Source organism: Pseudomonas sp. R3-57 (genome assembly GCF_051132065.1).
Lineage (GTDB): Bacteria > Pseudomonadota > Gammaproteobacteria > Pseudomonadales > Pseudomonadaceae > Aquipseudomonas.
The window spans coordinates 3,956,366-3,975,441 of sequence record NZ_CP071655.1 but is presented as its reverse complement, the minus strand read 5'-3'; the positions used below and the strand labels follow the sequence as shown (position 1 = coordinate 3,975,441).

Here is a 19,076-nt window from a genome sequence, read left to right as displayed (position 1 = left end):
CAGGGCATAGAAACAAGCTGATGAGGAACCGTCTGATGGCCGGCAAAACGCTGTACGACAAGCTCTGGGATTCGCATTTGGTCAAGCAGCGCGACGATGGCTCTGCGCTGATCTACATCGACCGTCACATCATTCACGAAGTGACCTCGCCGCAAGCCTTCGAAGGCCTGCGTCTGGCCGGGCGCAAGCCGTGGCGCATCGATGCCAACATCGCGACCCCGGACCACAACGTACCGACCACTCCGGAACGCAAGGGCGGCATCGCAGCCATTGCCGACCAGGTCTCGCGTTTGCAGGTGCAGACCCTCGATGACAACTGTGATGAATACGGCATCGTCGAGTTCAAGATGAATGACGTGCGCCAAGGCATCGTCCACGTCATCAGCCCGGAGCAGGGCGCGACCTTGCCGGGCATGACCGTGGTCTGCGGCGACTCACACACCTCGACCCACGGCGCCTTCGGCGCGTTGGCTCACGGCATCGGCACTTCCGAGGTCGAGCACGTGCTCGCCACTCAGTGCCTGGTTGCCAAGAAAATGAAAAACATGCTGGTGCGCGTCGAAGGGCAATTGCCGTTCGGCGTGACCGCCAAGGACATCGTCCTCGCGGTGATCGGCAAGATCGGCACCGCCGGCGGTAACGGCCATGCCATCGAATTCGCCGGCAGCGCGATCCGCGATCTGTCCGTCGAAGGCCGCATGACCATTTGCAACATGTCCATTGAAGCTGGCGCCCGCGTGGGGCTGGTGGCGGCGGATCAGAAGACCATCGATTACGTGAAGGGCCGTCCGTTTGCTCCGAAAGGCGCCCAGTGGGACATGGCCGTCGAAGCCTGGAAAGACCTGGTTTCCGACGCCGACGCGCAGTTCGACACCGTGGTTGAGCTCGACGCCGCGCAGATCAAGCCGCAAGTCAGCTGGGGCACTTCGCCGGAAATGGTTTTGGCCGTTGATCAGAACGTCCCGGACCCGGCCAAGGAGATGGATCTGGTCAAGCGCGACTCGATCGTCCGCGCCCTGAAATACATGGGCTTGACCGCCAATCAGGCGATTACCGACATTCAGCTCGACCGCGTGTTCATCGGTTCATGCACCAACTCGCGGATCGAAGACTTGCGCGCCGCGGCGGTGATCGCCAAAGGCCGCAAGGTTGCGTCGACCATCAAGCAGGCGATCGTCGTGCCGGGCTCGGGTCTGGTCAAGGCGCAAGCGGAAGCCGAAGGTCTGGACAAGATCTTCCTCGAAGCCGGTTTCGAATGGCGTGAGCCGGGTTGCTCAATGTGCCTGGCGATGAACCCGGACCGTTTGGAGTCCGGCGAGCATTGCGCCTCGACGTCCAACCGCAACTTCGAAGGCCGTCAGGGCGCCGGTGGCCGTACCCACCTGGTCAGTCCGGCCATGGCCGCTGCCGCAGCGGTGAACGGTCGTTTCATCGACGTTCGTGAATTGATCTAAAAGGAGCGCAGCATGAAAGCTTTTACCCAGCACACTGGTCTTGTCGCGCCTCTGGATCGTGCCAACGTCGACACCGATCAGATCATTCCCAAACAGTTCCTGAAGTCGATCAAACGCACCGGTTTTGGTCCGAACCTGTTCGACGAGTGGCGTTATCTCGACGTTGGCCAGCCGTATCAGGACAACTCCAAGCGCCCCTTGAACAAGGATTTCGTGCTCAACGCCGAGCGTTATCAAGGCGCCAGCGTGTTGCTCGCCCGCGAGAACTTCGGTTGCGGCTCCAGCCGTGAGCACGCGCCATGGGCGCTGGAAGAATACGGTTTCCGCAGCATCATTGCGCCGAGCTACGCCGATATCTTCTTCAACAACAGCTTCAAGAACGGCTTGCTGCCGATCATCCTCAACGATGCTGAAGTCGATGAATTGTTTAAGCAGGTTGAGGCCGAGCCGGGTTATCAATTGCAGGTCGACCTGCAAGCTCAAACCGTGACCCGCCCTGATGGCAAGGTGTACCGCTTCGAGATCGATGCGTTTCGCAAGCATTGCCTGTTGAACGGTCTGGATGATATCGGCCTGACCCTGCAGGACGGCGATGCGATTGCCACGTTCGAAGCGAAGCACCGGGTGAGTCAGCCGTGGTTGTTTAGCGACGCCTGAGCAGAATTCGAGATGATGTAGTCAGGGCCGGCCCCATCGCTGGCAAGCCAGCTCCCACAGGGTTTTGCGCTGTTCACAAAACCTGTGGGAGCTGGCTTGCCAGCGATAGGGCCCTCCAAAGCAACACAAGACTGAACAGGATGTGACCATGACCAGCACCGCCCAACACACCCAGGTCGTCCAGAAGCAATTCGGCGAACAGGCCGCCGCTTACCTGAGCAGCGCCGTTCACGCGCAGGGCAGCGAATTCGCCCTGTTGCAAGCCGAGCTGGCCGGGCAGGGCGGGGCGCGGGTGCTCGATCTGGGTTGCGGTGCCGGTCATGTGAGTTTTCATGTCGCACCGCTGGTCAGCGAAGTGGTGGCCTATGACCTGTCGCAGCAGATGCTCGACGTGGTCACCGCCGCGGCGGCCGAGCGCGGCATGGGCAATATTTCCACGGTCAACGGTGCCGCCGAGCGTCTGCCGTTTGCCGATGGCGAGTTCGATTTTGTGTTCAGCCGTTATTCGGCGCATCACTGGAGCGATCTCGGTGTGGCCCTGCGCGAAGTGCGTCGGGTGCTGAAGCCGGGCGGTGTCGCAGCTTTCGTGGACGTGTTGTCACCGGGCAGCCCACTGTTCGACACTTACCTGCAAAGCGTCGAAGTGCTGCGTGACACCAGCCATGTGCGCGATTATTCCGCCGCCGAATGGCTGCGCCAGGTCAGTGAGGCCGGGTTGCATGTGCGCAGTACCACGCGTCAGCGCCTGCGCCTGGAGTACGCCAGTTGGGTAGAGCGCATGCGCACCCCCGAGGTGATGCGTGCGGCGATTGTTCAGTTGCAGCAATCGATGGGCAACGAAGTGCGCGAATATTTCGAAATTGAGGCCGATGGCTCCTTCAGTACCGATGTGATCGTATTGATGGCCGAGCGATAAGCATTTTTCCGGGCGCGCCGGTGAAGGCGCACCGATTGAAGACATGAGGAAAGCATGAGCAAGCAGATTCTGATTCTCCCAGGTGACGGTATTGGTCCGGAAATCATGGCCGAAGCGGTCAAGGTGCTGGAACTGGCCAACGACAAGTACAGCCTGGGCTTCGAGCTGAGCCATGACGTGATCGGTGGTGCGGCCATCGACAAGCACGGCGTGCCATTGGCCGACGAAACCCTCGACCGCGCCCGCGCTGCCGATGCCGTGCTGCTCGGCGCCGTCGGTGGCCCGAAATGGGACACCATCGAGCGCGATATTCGTCCTGAGCGCGGTCTGCTGAAAATCCGAGCGCAACTGGGCCTGTTCGGCAACCTGCGTCCGGCCATCCTGTACCCGCAACTGGCTGACGCTTCGAGCCTGAAGCCGGAGATCGTTGCCGGTCTGGACATCCTGATCGTTCGTGAATTGACCGGCGGCATCTACTTCGGTGCGCCGCGCGGCACCCGTACGCTGGACAACGGCGAGCGTCAGTCCTACGACACCCTGCCATACAGCGAAAGCGAAATCCGCCGCATCGCCCGCGTCGGTTTCGACATGGCCATGGTCCGTGGCAAAAAGTTGTGCTCGGTGGACAAGGCCAACGTGCTGGCGTCCAGCCAATTGTGGCGCGAAGTGGTCGAGCAAGTGGCCAAAGACTATCCAGAAGTCGAGCTGAGCCACATGTACGTCGACAACGCCGCCATGCAACTGGTGCGCGCACCGAAGCAGTTCGATGTGATCGTCACCGACAATATGTTCGGCGACATTCTCTCCGACGAAGCGTCGATGCTCACTGGCTCCATCGGCATGCTGCCTTCGGCCTCGCTGGACTCCAGCAACAAGGGCATGTACGAGCCTTGCCACGGCTCCGCACCGGACATCGCCGGCCAAGGCATCGCCAACCCGCTGGCGACCATCCTCTCGGTATCGATGATGCTGCGTTACAGCTTCAATCTGCACGATGCCGCTGATGCCATCGAAAAAGCCGTCAGCGTCGTGCTCGATCAAGGCTTGCGCACCGGCGATATCCATTCGGCCGGTTGTACCAAAGTCGGTACGCAGCAAATGGGCGACGCAGTAGTCGCCGCGCTGCGGAATCTGTAATCTCTCGGGCCCGCTGCGAAATTCAATACAAAGCAGCGGCCCACTTTTCAAGAAGGTGTAGTTGCGATGAAACGTGTAGGTCTGATCGGTTGGCGCGGGATGGTCGGTTCCGTGCTCATGCAGCGGATGCTGGAAGAGCAGGATTTCGATCTAATCGAGCCGGTGTTTTTCACCACTTCCAATGTCGGTGGCCAAGGCCCGTCCGTGGGCAAGGACATTGCTCCGCTCAAGGACGCTTACAGCATTGACGAGCTGAAGACCCTCGACGTGATCCTGACCTGCCAGGGCGGCGACTACACCAGCGAAGTATTCCCCAAGCTGCGCGAAGCCGGCTGGCAGGGTTACTGGATCGACGCAGCCTCAAGCCTGCGCATGAACGATGACGCGGTGATCATTCTCGACCCGGTCAACCGCAAGGTCATCGATCAGCAACTCGATGCCGGCACCAGGAACTACATCGGTGGCAACTGCACCGTCAGCTTGATGCTGATGGGCCTGGGCGGTCTGTTTGAAGCCGGTCTGGTGGAATGGATGAGCGCCATGACTTATCAGGCGGCCTCCGGGGCCGGCGCGCAGAACATGCGTGAACTGATCAAGCAGATGGGCGCGACCCACGCCGCTGTCGCCGATCAACTGGCCGACCCGGCCAGCGCGATCCTCGACATCGACCGCCGCGTGGCCGATGCCATGCGCAGCGAAGCGTATCCAACCGAGAACTTCGGCGTTCCGCTGGCCGGCAGCCTGATCCCGTGGATCGACAAGGAACTTCCGAACGGTCAGAGCCGCGAAGAGTGGAAGGCCCAGGCCGAGACCAACAAGATTCTCGGTCGCTTCAAGAGCCCGATCCCGGTCGACGGTATCTGCGTGCGCATCGGCGCCATGCGCTGCCACAGTCAGGCGCTGACCATCAAGCTCAACAAGGACGTGCCGATCGCTGATATCGAAGGGCTGATCAGCCAGCACAACCCTTGGGTCAAGCTGGTGCCGAACAACCGTGAGATCAGCATGCAGGAGCTGAGTCCGACCAAGGTCACCGGCACCCTGAATGTTCCGGTGGGTCGTCTGCGCAAGCTGAACATGGGTTCGCAGTTTGTCGGCGCGTTTACCGTGGGCGATCAGTTGTTGTGGGGTGCGGCGGAACCGTTGCGTCGCATGCTGCGGATTTTGCTTGAGCGCTGATTGGTTAATGTGATGAAGAAGCCCGCGCTTTGAAAGAGGTGCGGGTTTTTTTCGGGTGGTTGGAGGAGTACATATCCGTTGCTGCGGTAACGGCTACTTAGGGTTCCGCCCTGACGGCGGGTCACCTTTTTCAAACGCCAAAAAGGTAACCCAAAAGGCTTGCTCCTGCGTTCGGCCCTCGCAGGCTCGGGTTCCTTCGCTCCGGAATCGCTCCGGGCGCAGCGGCTACGGTTTGCTTCGCTGCACGTACGTCCGCTGTGTCTGGCTGCGCCAGACGGTCGCTGCGCTCCCACGCCCGGATCAATCCCTCCGCTCAGCCTTCCGATGTCGCTGGTTAGGCAAGATCAAGATCAAGGGCACTCGAGCTAACGCTCATTGTTGAGTGGTTAGAAGCGCCGCATGGCTTGAAATTTTCGGTGGATTCGCCACTCATCGGAACGCCGCCCACCCAGCCCGCTCCCCGAGAAGAGGGAGCCGATTTTGGTTGGATTCGAAATTCGCGTTCGACTCGGTATTTCAGATTTCCGTATCTAGCCCAACCACCACGGTCAGTCCCCTCTCCCTCCGGGAGAGGGTTAGGGTGAGGGGCTTTTGATTTTCGGACTGAGTCAGGCATTTACCTGAGCGATCGCTGGCAGAAATTGCCTGCACGCCAGTCACCCGGTAAAGTGCCGCTCCCCCCGTTTCACCAGAGGCTCGCAGCATGACCCAGACCCTAGATATTGCCGTGATCGGCGCCACCGGTACTGTCGGCGAAACCCTCGTGCAAATCCTTGAAGAGCGCGACTTTCCCGTCGGCAATCTGCACCTGCTGGCCAGCAGCGAATCGGCTGGCAGCTCGGTGCTGTTTCGCAATAAGAACGTCCGCGTGCGTGAAGTCGACGAGTTTGATTTCAGCAAGGTCAAACTGGTGTTTTTCGCCGCTGGCGCAGCGGTCTCTCTGAGCTACGCGGCCCGTGCGCATGCCGCTGGTTGTTCGTTGATCGACCTGTCTGGCGCCTTGCCGGCTGATCAGGCGCCGCAAGTGGTGCCGGAAGCCAATGCCGAATTGCTCGCCACGCTGAGCGCGCCGTTCCAGGTCAGCAGCCCAAGCCCTTCGGCGACGTCGCTTGCCGTGGTGCTGGCGCCCTTGCTTGATCTGCTCGATCTGCAATACGTCAACGTCACTGGCAATCTGGCAGTTTCCGCGCAGGGTCGCGAAGCCGTGGCCGAGCTGGCGCGGCAGACCGCCGAGCTGTTGAACATGCGTCCGCTTGAGCCGACCTTCTTCGATCGGCAGATGGCCTTCAACCTGCTGGCTCAGGTTGGTACGCCTGATGCGCAGGGCCACACGCTGCTGGAAAAGCGTCTGGTGCGTGAGTTGCGTCAGGTGCTCGCGCGGCCTTCGCTGAAGATTTCCGCAACTTGCGTTCAAGCCCCAGTGTTTTTTGGCGATAGCTTTAGCGTGACCTTGCATTCAGCACGGGCTGTCGACCTGGAAAAGGTTAACGCTGCGCTGGAAGCGGCGCCGGGCATCGAGCTGGTCGAGGCTGGCGATTACCCGACCGCCGTCGGCGACGCGGTGGGGCAGGATGTGGTGTATGTCGGTCGCGTGCGCCTCGGTGTCGGCGATCCGGCGGAACTAAATCTGTGGCTGACGTCAGATAACGTACGCAAAGGTGCAGCGCTCAATGCTGTGCAGGTGGCTGAATTGTTGATAAAAGACCTGCTGTAAAAGATACTTGGCAACAATTTGTCGACTGATTCTAGGTCAGCGCTATGCTTGATCCGAAACGTCGATGACGTGTCAGCCCTCTGGGATTTTTCGGGGCATCAAAGAAATGATCGCGCGCGACATCTGTTGTCGTCTCGCGCAATGCCTTACGGCAGCGCTATTCAAAAGCTTCTCGCTGGCCGAGGAACGTTCAAACAAAGGATGAGGCTATGGTTCAAGTTCGCAAACTGGTGTTAGCAATAGCGGCCGCCTCGGCGCTGTCCTCCGGTATGGCGCATGCCCTCGGGCTCGGGGAGCTGACCCTGAAGTCGACCCTGAACCAGCCGCTGGTGGCCGAAATCGAGCTGCTTGATGTCAAGGATCTCACCGCGGCAGAAGTGGTGCCGAGCCTGGCGTCTCCTGAAGATTTCGCCAAGGCCGGCGTTGACCGCCAGGCTTTCCTCAATGATCTGACGTTCACCCCGGTGCTCAACGCCAGCGGCAAAAGCGTCTTGCGGGTGACTTCAAGCAAGCCGCTGTCGGAACCGATGGTGAAATTCCTCGTGCAGGTAATGTGGCCGAACGGCCGCTTGCTGCGCGATTACAGCGTACTGCTGGACCCATCGAAGTTCTCGCCGCAGACCGCTGACGCCGCAGCCCAACCGGCGCCGTCGCAGACCATTGCCGCACCGACTACGGGCGCCACTCACCGCGGGCAATACACCACCACGCCGCGCGATACCCTCTGGGAAATCGCCGCGAAGGCGCGCAATGGCGGTTCGGTGCAACAAACCATGCTGGCCATTCAAGCCCTGAACCCGGATGCGTTTATCGGCGGCAACATCAACCGCCTGAAAACCGGTCAGGTATTGCGTCTGCCAGATCCTGTACAAAGCACGGCGTTGCCGCAGTCCGCAGCCATCGCTGAAGTCGCGGCGCAGAACGAAGCCTGGCGTCAGGGTCGGCGTTATGTGGCCAAGCCGGGTAGCGGTCAGCAGCAGCTTGATGCGACCAATCGCGGTCGCGGCAATACCGGTGCTGCGCCGAATGCGCAGGACAACCTGAGCCTGGTCTCCGCCGAAAGCGCCAAGGCTGGCCGCAAGGGCCCGGCCGGCGACGCTCAGGCGCTGAGCAACAAACTGGCAATCACTCAGGAAAACCTCGACACGACCCGTCGTGACAACGAGGAACTGAAAAGCCGCATGGCCGATCTGCAAAGCCAACTGGACAAGCTGCAAAAGCTGATCGAGCTGAAGAACAATCAACTGGCGAAGATGCAGGCCGATGGCGCTGTTGCTGCTCCCGGCACTGCGCCTGGGGCTAATGGTGCAGTACCGCCGGTACCGGCAATCACCGCTGAATTGGCGGCGACACCGCCAGCCACTCCGGCTGACGCAGCCTCGGCATCGCCCACCCCGGAATCGGCCATCGCGCCACCGGCGGAGACGCCAGTTGATCCAGTGGTCGAGCCGGTTGTCGAAACCACCCCGGCCGCTGATGACGACAAAACCTTCAATGAACTGCTGACCAATCCGATCCTGCTCGGGCTGATCGGTGGTGGTGCCGTGGTGCTGCTGCTTCTGCTGTTGTTGCTGGCCCGTCGCCGCAAAGCCCAGCAGGAAGCCGAGAAGCATGTGCGCATGGCCCGTGCGCTGGCCGAAGAGCAAGAATTCTCCGCCGAACAGGATCTGCCGGAAAGCAGCTTCGAAGGTCTGGAAACTCCGGCGGCGAGCGTCAAGCTCAATACCCCGGCACCAGCGCCTGCACCGACTCCGGCACCGATCGTGGCGCCAGTGGTCATGGCCGAGCCGATTGCCGCGCCGCTGGTCGCGCCGGCCGCGGATCGCTCCGATGACGTCCTCGACAAGGCCCAGTCGCATATCAATGCCGGGCGCCTGAATCAGGCCGCCGCGCTGCTGGAGGAGGGCGTCGGCCTCGAGCCGGAGCGCAGTGACCTGCGCCTGAAGCTGATGGAAGTCTACGGTCAGCAGGGCGATCGTGACGCGTTCGTCGCGCAGGAGCGGCAACTGGTGGCCAACGGCGACAACTTCGCCAAAGTTGAAGCGCTGAAAAGCCGCTTCCCAGCGATGGCCCTGGTGGCTGCAGGTGGTCTGGCTGCGGCGGCGGTCGCTGCCGAGCTGGACGCGCAATACGTCAAGGACCTGCTGCTGGACGAGCCTGAAGCGCCTGCGCCGGCTGAAGATGACCTGGACAGCGCCTTCGACCTGAGCCTGGACGATCTCGACAACATCACCCCGGTTGAGCCGGCGCCAGTGGTCGAGCCTGAAGCACCGGTCGAGCTGGACGCGTTTCCGGCCGACGATGACCTGAGTTTCGAGTCGGTGCTGCAACAGCAGACCGAAGCGAAAGAGAACCTCGACGACCTGTCGGATTTCGATCTTGATATGGATCTCGGTGCCGAGCCGTCGCCAGCGACTTTGGCTGAAGACGAGTTCCTGCTTGATCTGGACGAGGGCGTGAAGGATCTACCGCCAGTCGAGGCGCCGGTGGTGGCCGACTTGCCGCAGGACGATCTTGAGCTACCGGCCGATTTCGATCTGTCGCTGGCTGATGAAATGGACAGCAACCCGGCCACCGAGTCGAACGCGTTCACCACCGAGCTGGACGATGTCAACGCCGAACTCGATCGCCTGTCGCAAAGCATTGCCGAGCCGACCTTCACCGAAGCCGACGCGGCGCTGGGTGACGATCTGGGCGAAGACGATTTCGACTTCCTCGCCGGTACTGACGAAGCGGCGACCAAGCTTGATCTGGCTCAGGCCTACATCGACATGGGCGACGCCGACGGGGCACGCGACATCCTCAATGAAGTGCTGACCGAAGGTAATGAAACGCAGCGTGGCGAGGCCAAGGAGATGCTTTCTAACCTGGCGTAGGTTCTACGTTGAAGCCAAAGCGGCAGCCATTGAGGCTGCCGTTTTTGTTTGTGCCCGAACATCTGTTGTCAGGGCTATTGCTATCGCGAGCAGGCTCACTCCTACATTTGGAATGCGTTTCCCTGTAGGAGTGAGCCTGCTCGCGATGGGGCCCTTGATGGTGATAGAGAACTCTGGCATCCCTGAACCACCGCCTTATAATGCCCGCCTTTGCAAACACAGCAGGCTGTCCCACCTTGGCAAACATAGATAACCCGGTCGCCGAAATGGCCCCCGACGGCTTTTACCGCGTCGCGCTGGGCGTCGAGTACAAAGGCTCGCGCTACAGCGGCTGGCAGCGGCAGCTGACGGGTGTCGCGACGGTGCAGGAAGAACTCGAAAAGGCTTTGTCGAAAGTTGCCAACTCGCCGATTTCCCTGCAATGCGCCGGGCGTACTGACGCCGGCGTGCATGCCTGCGGGCAAGTGGTGCATTTCGACACTCAGGTCGATCGCTCGCTGAAGGCCTGGGTCATGGGCGCCAACATCAATCTGCCCCATGACATCAGCGTCAGTTGGGCGCGGGTGATGCCGGCGCATTTTCACGCGCGCTTCAAGGCAATCGCCCGGCGTTATCGGTATGTGATCTACAACGACCAGATCCGCCCGGCGCATCTCAACGAAGAAATCACCTGGAATCACCGTCCGCTGGACGTCGAGCGGATGGCTGAGGCCGCGCAGTGCCTGATTGGTACTCACGATTTCAGTGCGTTTCGTGCCGGCCAGTGCCAGGCCAAGTCACCGATCAAGAAGATGCATCACCTACGCGTGACCCGGCACGGCAAAATGATCGTGCTGGATATCCGCGCCAATGCCTTTTTGCACCACATGGTGCGCAATATAGCCGGTGTGCTGATGACCATCGGTGCTGGCGAGCGCCCGGTCGAGTGGATGAAGGAAGTGCTGGAAAGCCGCGAGCGGCGCTCCGGCGGGGTGACCGCGCATCCTTACGGCTTGTACCTGGTGCAAGTCGAATACCACGATGAATTCCCGCTGCCGGAACGTTTCATCGGGCCACATTTCCTTACGGGTTTCTCCGAACTTGACGGCTGACGCCTTTGAACGCTTTTGTTACCATCCGGGACTTTCCCGGTTTTAGCCTCGGAGTGTTTCCACATGTCAGCCGTTCGCAGCAAGATCTGCGGGATTACCCGCATCGAAGATGCGCTCGCCGCGGTTGCAGCCGGCGCCGACGCGATCGGCCTGGTGTTCTACGCCAAGAGCCCGCGGGCAGTCAGCGTGCAGCAGGCCCGGGCGATCATCCAGGCGCTGCCTCCATTCGTTACCACGGTCGGCCTGTTTGTCAATGCCAGCCGTTGCGAACTCGGCGAAATCCTCGATGCGGTGCCGCTGGACCTGCTGCAGTTTCATGGCGACGAAGCCGCCGAGGACTGTGAAGGCTGGCATCGTCCGTATATCAAGGCATTGCGCGTCAAGGCGGGCGATGACGTTGCCGCGGCTTGTGACGCTTATCCGGGCGCCAGCGGCGTGCTGCTCGACACTTACGTTGAAGGCGTGCCCGGCGGAACCGGGGAAGCCTTCGACTGGTCACTGATTCCGCAGCATTTGAGCAAGCCGTTGATTCTGGCGGGCGGGCTGACTCCCGAGAACATTGCCGACGCGGTTGCGCGAGTAAAACCGTACGCGGTGGACGTCAGCGGCGGGGTGGAGCTGAGCAAGGGCATCAAGGAACACGCAAAGATTCGAGCCTTCATCGAGGCGGTACGCAAAGCACCATAAGGATGTGACGGCTGGCAGTCTGCCGCCGTCCATCAATGCACCTGCACACAGCGGGCGCGGCTGAGGGTTGTCGATTTGCACGCAGGTCATGTTTCGCGCTGATCGTGGCTAGCGGCAATCATCGCCACACACATGAATTTAGCTCAAGGGCATACGCGGGGCTGCGAACCAGAGCGTTCGGGCCGCCGGTACTGGAGAAAGAAAGCATGAGCAACTGGTTAGTAGACAAACTGATCCCTTCGATCATGCGCTCGGAGGTCAAGAAGAGCTCGGTGCCTGAAGGTCTGTGGCACAAATGCCCTTCGTGCGAGGCTGTGCTGTACCGTCCGGAGCTGGAAAAGACCCTGGATGTTTGCCCAAAGTGCAACCACCACATGCGCATCGGCGCACGCGCGCGCATCGACATTTTCCTCGATGCAGAAGGTCGCAATGAACTGGGCGCCGATCTGGAGCCGGTTGACCGTCTGAAATTCCGCGACGGCAAGAAGTACAAGGACCGCCTGACCGCGGCGCAGAAGCAGACCGGCGAGAAAGATGCGCTGATCTCGGTCAGCGGCACGTTGCTGGGCATGCCGGTGGTGGTTTCGGCTTTTGAATTCAATTTCATGGGCGGTTCGATGGGCGCCATCGTCGGTGAGCGCTTTGTCCGTGCAGCCAACTACGCGCTGGAAAACCGTTGCCCGATGATCTGCTTCGCCGCTTCCGGCGGTGCGCGCATGCAGGAAGCGCTGATCTCGCTGATGCAGATGGCCAAGACTTCGGCCGTACTGGCGCGGCTGCGCGAAGAAGGCATTCCGTTCATCTCGGTGCTGACCGACCCGGTCTACGGCGGTGTTTCCGCCAGTCTGGCGATGCTCGGCGACGTCATTGTCGGTGAGCCGAAAGCCCTGATCGGCTTCGCCGGCCCGCGCGTTATCGAACAGACCGTGCGGGAAAAACTGCCGGAAGGCTTCCAGCGCAGCGAGTTCCTGCTGGAGCACGGCGCGATCGACATGATCATCCATCGTCAGGAACTGCGTCCGCGTCTGGGCAACCTGCTGGCGCAAATGACTGGCAAGCCGACGCCGAAATTCGTCGCTGCGCCGGTCGAGCCGGTCGTCGTGCCGCCGGTCCCTGCCGGCCTATGACCGAGCGCACCCTTGGCGAATGGCTCGCCTACCTTGAGCAGTTGCATCCATCGGCCATCGACATGGGGCTGGAGCGTTCGCAACAGGTAGCGTCCCGCATGGGGCTGGGCCAGCCGGCGCCTCGGGTGATCACGGTCACCGGCACCAACGGCAAGGGTTCGACCTGCGCATTCGTGGCGTCATTGCTGCGTGCGCAGGGCCTGAACGTTGGTGTCTACAATTCTCCGCACTTGCTGCGTTACAACGAGCGGGTGCAGCTCAATGGCGTCGAAGCCACCGATGCACAGTTGTGCCAGGCCTTTGCCGCCGTCGAGGCCGGACGCGGCGACACTTCCCTGACTTACTTCGAAATGGGCACGCTGGCGGCGTTCTGGCTGTTTCAACAAGCCGGGCTGGACGCGGTGGTGCTGGAAGTTGGCCTGGGGGGGCGGCTGGACACGGTCAACGTGGTCGATGCCGACATCGCACTGGTGACCAGTATTGGCGTCGATCACGCTGACTATCTCGGTGACACCCGCGAATCCGTGGCCTTCGAAAAGGCCGGCATCTTCCGCCGGGGCAAGCCTGCCCTGTGTGGCGATCTCAATCCTCCGCAACCGCTGCTCGCCAAGGCGCGAGAACTGGCGTGCCCGTTCTTTTTGCGTGGGCGTGACTTCGATCTCGGCATCACTGATCAGCACTGGCAGTGGCGCGGGACCGATGCGCGGGGACAAGTGGTTGAGCTGCGCGATTTACCGCTGCTCGAACTGCCGATGGAAAACGCCGCGCTGGCGTTGCAGGCGTACCTGTTGCTTGGGTTGCCCTGGGATGCGCAGCAGATCGTGGCCGCGTTGCAGGCAACGCGCGTGGTCGGGCGCCTCGATCGGCGGACCTTCGAGTGGAACGGCAAGCGTCTGAGCCTGTTGCTCGATGTCGGCCACAATCCGCATGCCGCCGAGTACCTGGCGCGTCGTTTGGCTTCGCGCCCGCCGCTCGGCAAGCGTCTGGCGGTGTTCGGTCTGCTGGCCGACAAGGATCTGGATGGTGTTGTCGGCGAATTGAATGCTAGTGTCCAGCACTGGGCGGTGGCGCCGCTGGATTCGCCGCGCTCGCGCCCGGTAGCCGAATTGCACGCAGCGTTGCAGGGGCTTGGCGCCTCGGTCACGTCTTACACCAGTGTCGCCGCCGCTTTGGAAGGGCAGTGCGCGCTCGCGACCGCTGACGACGAGATTCTGTTGTTCGGCTCATTTTATTGTGTCGCCGAGGCCCTTGAATGGCTGTCCCGGCGCTCCACGGAGGAAGCGGCAAATGGCTTTGCTGGATAAAGCGTACAAGCAGCGCATGGTTGGCGCGCTGGTGCTGGTGGCGCTGGCGGTGATTTTCCTGCCGATGCTGTTTTCCCGTCAGGACGAGCAGCGGCAGGTGACTGTCGATGCGCCCGCCGCGCCGCAAGCGCCGGTCGTGCCGCAGGTGCAAATGGAGCCTGTAGCCGTGCCGGAGCCGCAAGCCTTGCCGCAAGAACCCGTGCCAACCGACGAAGAAGTCGCCGCAGACACGGCGCCGGCAGCTCCAGCGGCGCCCGCCGCACCAGCGCCAGCACCCACTGCACCTATCGCCATCGCCAAGCCCGCAGCGCCGCCTGCGGTGTCCAAGCCGATTCCGGCACCGGCGCAGCCGATCACGTCATCGTCGACCAAGCCTGATCCGGCGCAAAGTCGCGTCGATGCCAACGGTCTGTCGGTGAGCTGGTCGGTGCAACTGGCCAGTCTGTCGAGCCGCGCCAGCGCCGAGAGCCTGCAGAAAAATCTGCGCAGCCAGGGCTATAACGCCTACATTCGTTCTGCCGACGGCAAGAATCGGGTGTTCGTCGGTCCGCTGATCGAGCGTGCCGAAGCCGATCGTCTGCGCGATCTGCTCAGCCGTCAGCAGAACCTCAAGGGCTTTGTTGTGCGTTTCCAGCCCGAGCGCGGTTAAAAACTATCGCCTCGATTGAAAAGCACAGGAAATCGCAGCTTACCGAGAGGCATGCGCTCTGCTAAAATGCGCCGCCTTATCCGTCTGTAGGCTGCACTGTGCCATTTACCTGGGTTGACTGGGCGATCGTTGCAATCATCGCCATCTCCGCTTTGATCAGTCTGAGCCGCGGCTTCGTCAAGGAAGCATTATCGCTGGTGACCTGGATCATCGCAGGAGCCGTCGCCTGGATGTTCGGTGGCTCATTGTCCGAGTACCTCGCCGGATACATCGAAACCCCATCGGCTCGCGTGATCGCGGGCTGTGCCATCATGTTTGTCGCCACACTGATCGTGGGCGCAATGATCAATTATCTTATCGGCGAGTTGGTTCGCGTCACCGGGTTGTCCGGGACCGATCGATTCCTCGGCATGGCCTTCGGCGCAGCGCGTGGCGTGTTGCTGGTGGTCGTGGCGGTCGGGCTGTTGAGCCTGGGGCCGGTACAGCAGGACGGGTGGTGGAAAGAATCACAGCTCGTACCCAAGTTTCTATTGGTCGCCGACTGGTCCAAAAACCTGATTCTCGGGTGGAGCAGTCAGTGGCTTGCCAGCGGAATCAGCGTACCCGCTGATATTCCGTTCAAGGAGCAGCTCTTGCCGACGGCGAAAACGCCTCAGTGAGTGTTGTTCAGTTCAGATCCATTAAGTAGGGGTTGCGTCGCATGTGTGGCATCGTCGGTATCGTCGGTAAGTCGAACGTCAATCAGGCGCTGTATGACGCGCTAACCGTGCTCCAGCACCGCGGCCAGGACGCTGCCGGTATCGTGACCAGCCATGATGGCCGGTTGTTCCTGCGCAAGGACAATGGCCTGGTGCGTGACGTGTTTCAGCAGCGTCACATGCAGCGTCTGGTCGGCCACATGGGTATCGGCCATGTCCGTTACCCGACGGCGGGCAGTTCGACTTCGGCCGAAGCCCAGCCGTTCTACGTCAACTCGCCTTACGGCATCACTTTGGCGCACAACGGCAACCTGACCAACGTCGAGCAGTTGGCCAAAGAGATCTACGAATCCGATCTGCGTCACGTCAACACCAGTTCCGACTCGGAAGTGCTGCTCAACGTGTTCGCCCACGAGCTGGCCCAGCGCGGCAAGCTGCAACCGACCGAAGAAGACGTGTTTGCCGCCGTGACTGACGTGCATAACCGTTGCGTCGGGGGTTACGCGGTCGTGGCGATGGTTACCGGTTACGGCATCGTCGGTTTCCGCGATCCGCACGGCATCCGTCCGATTGTGTTCGGCCAGCGTCACACCGACGAAGGCGTCGAGTACATGATCGCTTCGGAAAGCGTTTCGCTGGACGTGCTCGGTTTCACCCTGATTCGCGACCTCGCCCCAGGCGAAGCGGTGTACATCACCGAAGACGGCAAGCTGCACACCCGTCAGTGCGCGACCAACCCGTCGCTGACCCCGTGCATCTTCGAACACGTCTATCTGGCGCGCCCGGACTCGATCATCGACGGCGTGTCGGTCTACAAGGCGCGTCTGCGCATGGGTGAGAAGCTCGCCGAGAAGATTCAGCGCGAGCGTCCGGAGCACGATATCGACGTGGTCATCCCGATTCCTGATACCAGCCGCACCGCGGCACTGGAACTGGCCAACCACCTGGGTGTGAAATTCCGCGAAGGTTTCGTCAAGAACCGCTACATCGGCCGGACCTTCATCATGCCAGGCCAAGCGGCACGCAAGAAGTCGGTGCGTCAGAAACTCAACGCCATCGAGCTGGAATTCCGCGGCAAGAACGTGATGCTGGTCGACGACTCGATCGTGCGTGGCACCACCTGCAAGCAGATCATCCAGATGGCCCGCGAAGCCGGCGCGAAAAACGTCTACTTCTGCTCGGCGGCGCCGGCGGTACGCTTCCCGAACGTCTACGGCATCGACATGCCGAGCGCGCACGAACTGATCGCCCATAATCGTTCCACTCAGGATGTGGCCGATCTGATCGGCGCTGACTGGCTGATCTACCAAGACCTGCCGGACTTGATCGAAGCGGTCGGTGGCGGCAAGATCAAGATCGAGCAGTTCGATTGTGCGGTGTTTGACGGCAAGTACGTCACCGGCGACGTCGACGAGGCCTACCTGAACAAGATCGAGCAGGCACGCAATGATGCCTCGAAGGTCAAGACCCAGGCGGTCAGTGCGATCATCGATCTGTACAACAACTGAGTTTCTACCGGCCCTGAGGGGCCGGTTTTGTATCTGATATTCAATTTTCGAGAACAGGGCAAGGAGTGACAGCATGAGTCAGGAATGGGATGCCGGTCGGCTGGACAGCGACCTCGAAGGCGTAGCGTTCGATACTCTGGCCGTACGCGCCGGTCAGCACCGTACGCCGGAAGGCGAACACGGCGATCCGATGTTCTTCACCTCCAGCTACGTGTTCCGTACTGCTGCCGATGCGGCTGCGCGGTTTGCCGGTGAAGTGCCGGGCAACGTGTATTCGCGTTATACCAACCCGACCGTGCGCGCATTCGAAGAGCGCATTGCTGCGCTGGAAGGTGCCGAGCAGGCCGTTGCGACCGCCACCGGCATGGCCGCGATCATGGCAGTGGTCATGAGCCTGTGCAGCGCTGGCGATCACGTGCTGGTTTCGCGTAGCGTATTTGGTTCGACCATCAGCCTGTTCGAGAAGTACTTCAAGCGTTTCGGTGTGCAAGTCGATTACGTGCCCCTCGCCGATCTGTCGGCGTGGGATGCGGCGATCAAGTCCAACACCAAACTACTGTTTGTCGAGTCGCCGTCCAATCCGCTGGCAGAGCTGGTCGATATCGCCGCGCTGGCGGAAATTGCTCACGGCAAGGGCGCGATGCTGGTGGTCGACAACTGCTTCTGCACCCCGGCGTTGCAGCAGCCGCTGAAGATGGGCGCCGATATTGTTGTGCACTCGGCGACCAAGTTCATCGACGGCCAGGGTCGTTGCATGGGCGGTGTGGTCGCTGGCCGCAGCGAGCAGATGAAAGAAGTGGTCGGCTTTCTGCGTACTGCCGGGCCGACGCTGAGCCCGTTCAATGCGTGGATTTTCCTCAAGGGCCTGGAAACCCTCAACCTGCGCATGAAAGCGCATTGCGCCAATGCGCAGGAGCTGGCCGAGTGGCTGGAGCGGCAGGAAGGCATCGAGAAGGTCCATTACGCCGGTCTCAAGAGCCATCCGCAGCACGAACTGGCGCAGCGTCAGCAGAGGGCTTTCGGTGCGGTGGTGAGTTTTGAGGTCAAGGGGGGCAAGGAGGGCGCCTGGCGCTTTATCGACGCGACTCGACTGATCTCGATCACTGCCAACCTGGGCGACAGCAAGACCACCATTACCCATCCGAGTACCACCTCCCACGGCCGTCTGGCGCCGCAGGAGCGCGAAGCGGCGGGTATTCGTGACAGCCTGATCCGCATTGCGGTCGGTCTGGAAGATGTGGCTGACCTGCAGGCCGATCTGGCGCGCGGTCTGGCTGCGTTGTGATCGAGTTGCCTACGCCGACCGCAGGCACCCATGGCCGCGTTGCGCTGGTCACGGGTGCCGCGCGGGGCATCGGTCTGGGGATTTCGGCCTGGCTGATCAGCGAAGGCTGGCAAGTGGTGCTGACCGATCTTGATCGCGCGCGGGGCTCGAAGGTGGCGAAGGTGCTGGGTGAAAATGCCTGGTTCATCGCCATGGATGTCGCCGACGAAAGTCAGGTCGCCTTGGGCGTCGCTGAGGTGCTGGGGCAGTTTGGCCGGCTCGATGCGCTGGTGTGCAACGCCGCTGTGGCTGACCCGCACAATATCACCTTGGAAAGCCTTGACCTGGCGTACTGGAATCGCGTGCTGGCGGTGAACCTCAGCGGGCCGATGCTGTTGGCCAAGCACTGTGCACCTTACCTGCGCGCGCACAACGGTTCGATCGTTAATCTGGCCTCGACCCGCGCCCGCCAGTCCGAGGCCGATAGCGAGGCGTACGCGGCGAGCAAGGGCGGGCTGCTGGCGCTGACTCACGCGTTGGCGATCAGCCTCGGGCCAGAGATTCGCGTCAACGCCGTCAGCCCCGGCTGGATCGACGCACGCGACGCCTCTGCGCGGCGCGCCGAACCCTTGGCGGATGCCGATCATGCCCAGCATCCGGCGGGCAGGGTAGGCACGGTCGAAGACGTCGCGGCGATGGTGGCGTGGCTGCTGTCGAGGAATGCCGGGTTCGTCACCGGGCAGGAATTCGTCGTCGATGGCGGCATGACCAAGAAAATGGTCTACACGTAGCGAGAGGCAGCTTCTAGCTTCAAG

At 61.4% G+C, this 19,076-nt stretch carries 16 protein-coding genes; all 16 read left to right on the top strand.

The genetic code is table 11. The annotated features are described in order from the left end of the window. Window positions 1–35 precede the first annotated feature (35 nt). The 16 genes from leuC (at window position 36) to J3P93_RS17895 (ending at window position 19,052) form a co-directional block, all read left to right on the top strand. Entirely contained in the window at window positions 36–1,454 is a 1,419-nt protein-coding gene (gene leuC / locus J3P93_RS17970) for a 3-isopropylmalate dehydratase large subunit (RefSeq protein WP_206415782.1), read from the top strand. Between the two features lie 12 nt (window positions 1,455–1,466). Further along, a complete protein-coding gene (gene leuD, locus J3P93_RS17965; RefSeq protein ID WP_434590296.1) occupies window positions 1,467–2,111 on the top strand; it encodes a 3-isopropylmalate dehydratase small subunit in 645 nt (214 codons plus the stop codon). Between the two features lie 148 nt (window positions 2,112–2,259). Further along, window positions 2,260–3,027 carry a class I SAM-dependent methyltransferase gene (locus tag J3P93_RS17960; protein ID WP_203421483.1) on the top strand — a complete coding sequence of 256 codons (768 nt, stop codon included), beginning with the start codon at window positions 2,260–2,262 and terminating at the stop codon, window positions 3,025–3,027. A 54-nt stretch (window positions 3,028–3,081) separates the two neighbouring features. After that, window positions 3,082–4,164, top strand: coding sequence for a 3-isopropylmalate dehydrogenase (gene leuB, locus J3P93_RS17955; protein WP_434590292.1), 1,083 nt, complete (start codon window positions 3,082–3,084; stop codon window positions 4,162–4,164). Window positions 4,165–4,230: 66 nt separating this feature from the next. Then, window positions 4,231–5,343, top strand: coding sequence for an aspartate-semialdehyde dehydrogenase (gene asd / locus J3P93_RS17950; protein WP_090282647.1), 1,113 nt, complete (start codon window positions 4,231–4,233; stop codon window positions 5,341–5,343). Window positions 5,344–6,046: 703 nt separating this feature from the next. Beyond that, window positions 6,047–7,057, top strand: coding sequence for an aspartate-semialdehyde dehydrogenase (locus tag J3P93_RS17945; RefSeq protein ID WP_434590291.1), 1,011 nt, complete (start codon window positions 6,047–6,049; stop codon window positions 7,055–7,057). A 209-nt stretch (window positions 7,058–7,266) separates the two neighbouring features. After that, the gene (locus tag J3P93_RS17940; RefSeq protein ID WP_434590289.1) at window positions 7,267–9,933 is read left to right on the top strand and encodes a FimV/HubP family polar landmark protein; all 2,667 of its coding nucleotides are present in this window, start codon (window positions 7,267–7,269) and stop codon (window positions 9,931–9,933) included. A 266-nt stretch (window positions 9,934–10,199) separates the two neighbouring features. Further along, entirely contained in the window at window positions 10,200–11,024 is an 825-nt protein-coding gene (gene truA / locus J3P93_RS17935; RefSeq protein ID WP_434598430.1) for a tRNA pseudouridine(38-40) synthase TruA, read from the top strand. A 63-nt stretch (window positions 11,025–11,087) separates the two neighbouring features. Beyond that, entirely contained in the window at window positions 11,088–11,711 is a 624-nt protein-coding gene (locus J3P93_RS17930) for a phosphoribosylanthranilate isomerase (protein WP_434590286.1), read from the top strand. Window positions 11,712–11,917: 206 nt separating this feature from the next. After that, window positions 11,918–12,838: an acetyl-CoA carboxylase, carboxyltransferase subunit beta gene (gene accD / locus J3P93_RS17925; RefSeq protein WP_434590283.1), complete on the top strand. Its 921-nt coding sequence runs from the start codon at window positions 11,918–11,920 to the stop codon at window positions 12,836–12,838. After that, window positions 12,835–14,142 (top strand): bifunctional tetrahydrofolate synthase/dihydrofolate synthase, encoded by a 1,308-nt coding sequence (folC, locus tag J3P93_RS17920; RefSeq protein WP_434590280.1) that lies wholly within the window; start codon window positions 12,835–12,837, stop codon window positions 14,140–14,142. Before accD ends, folC begins: the two co-directional genes overlap by 4 nt. Next, on the top strand, window positions 14,126–14,791 hold the full coding sequence (locus J3P93_RS17915) for an SPOR domain-containing protein (RefSeq protein WP_434590277.1): 666 nt from the start codon (window positions 14,126–14,128) through the stop codon (window positions 14,789–14,791). The genes folC and J3P93_RS17915 overlap by 17 nt, the downstream gene beginning before the upstream one ends. Before the next feature lie 98 nt (window positions 14,792–14,889). Then, complete coding sequence (locus J3P93_RS17910) at window positions 14,890–15,450, top strand: CvpA family protein (protein WP_203421500.1); 561 nt, start codon at window positions 14,890–14,892, stop codon at window positions 15,448–15,450. 41 nt (window positions 15,451–15,491) lie between these two features. Then, on the top strand, window positions 15,492–16,997 hold the full coding sequence (purF, locus tag J3P93_RS17905; RefSeq protein ID WP_090282656.1) for an amidophosphoribosyltransferase: 1,506 nt from the start codon (window positions 15,492–15,494) through the stop codon (window positions 16,995–16,997). 73 nt (window positions 16,998–17,070) lie between these two features. After that, complete coding sequence (locus tag J3P93_RS17900; RefSeq protein ID WP_434590273.1) at window positions 17,071–18,282, top strand: O-succinylhomoserine sulfhydrylase; 1,212 nt, start codon at window positions 17,071–17,073, stop codon at window positions 18,280–18,282. Further along, complete coding sequence (locus J3P93_RS17895) at window positions 18,279–19,052, top strand: SDR family oxidoreductase (RefSeq protein WP_434590270.1); 774 nt, start codon at window positions 18,279–18,281, stop codon at window positions 19,050–19,052. Before J3P93_RS17900 ends, J3P93_RS17895 begins: the two co-directional genes overlap by 4 nt. The last annotated feature ends 24 nt before the right edge of the window (window positions 19,053–19,076 follow it).

What these genes read in the sequence shown, in the direction of transcription:
- leuC (WP_206415782.1), top strand. Translation starts at nt 36, where the DNA reads ATGGCCGGCAAAACGCTGTACGACAAGCTCTGGGATTCGCATTTGGTC.
- leuD (WP_434590296.1), top strand. Translation starts at nt 1,467, where the DNA reads ATGAAAGCTTTTACCCAGCACACTGGTCTTGTCGCGCCTCTGGATCGT.
- J3P93_RS17960 (WP_203421483.1), top strand. Translation starts at nt 2,260, where the DNA reads ATGACCAGCACCGCCCAACACACCCAGGTCGTCCAGAAGCAATTCGGC.
- leuB (WP_434590292.1), top strand. Translation starts at nt 3,082, where the DNA reads ATGAGCAAGCAGATTCTGATTCTCCCAGGTGACGGTATTGGTCCGGAA.
- asd (WP_090282647.1), top strand. Translation starts at nt 4,231, where the DNA reads ATGAAACGTGTAGGTCTGATCGGTTGGCGCGGGATGGTCGGTTCCGTG.
- J3P93_RS17945 (WP_434590291.1), top strand. Translation starts at nt 6,047, where the DNA reads ATGACCCAGACCCTAGATATTGCCGTGATCGGCGCCACCGGTACTGTC.
- J3P93_RS17940 (WP_434590289.1), top strand. Translation starts at nt 7,267, where the DNA reads ATGGTTCAAGTTCGCAAACTGGTGTTAGCAATAGCGGCCGCCTCGGCG.
- truA (WP_434598430.1), top strand. Translation starts at nt 10,200, where the DNA reads ATGGCCCCCGACGGCTTTTACCGCGTCGCGCTGGGCGTCGAGTACAAA.
- J3P93_RS17930 (WP_434590286.1), top strand. Translation starts at nt 11,088, where the DNA reads ATGTCAGCCGTTCGCAGCAAGATCTGCGGGATTACCCGCATCGAAGAT.
- accD (WP_434590283.1), top strand. Translation starts at nt 11,918, where the DNA reads ATGAGCAACTGGTTAGTAGACAAACTGATCCCTTCGATCATGCGCTCG.
- folC (WP_434590280.1), top strand. Translation starts at nt 12,835, where the DNA reads ATGACCGAGCGCACCCTTGGCGAATGGCTCGCCTACCTTGAGCAGTTG.
- J3P93_RS17915 (WP_434590277.1), top strand. Translation starts at nt 14,126, where the DNA reads ATGGCTTTGCTGGATAAAGCGTACAAGCAGCGCATGGTTGGCGCGCTG.
- purF (WP_090282656.1), top strand. Translation starts at nt 15,492, where the DNA reads ATGTGTGGCATCGTCGGTATCGTCGGTAAGTCGAACGTCAATCAGGCG.
- J3P93_RS17900 (WP_434590273.1), top strand. Translation starts at nt 17,071, where the DNA reads ATGAGTCAGGAATGGGATGCCGGTCGGCTGGACAGCGACCTCGAAGGC.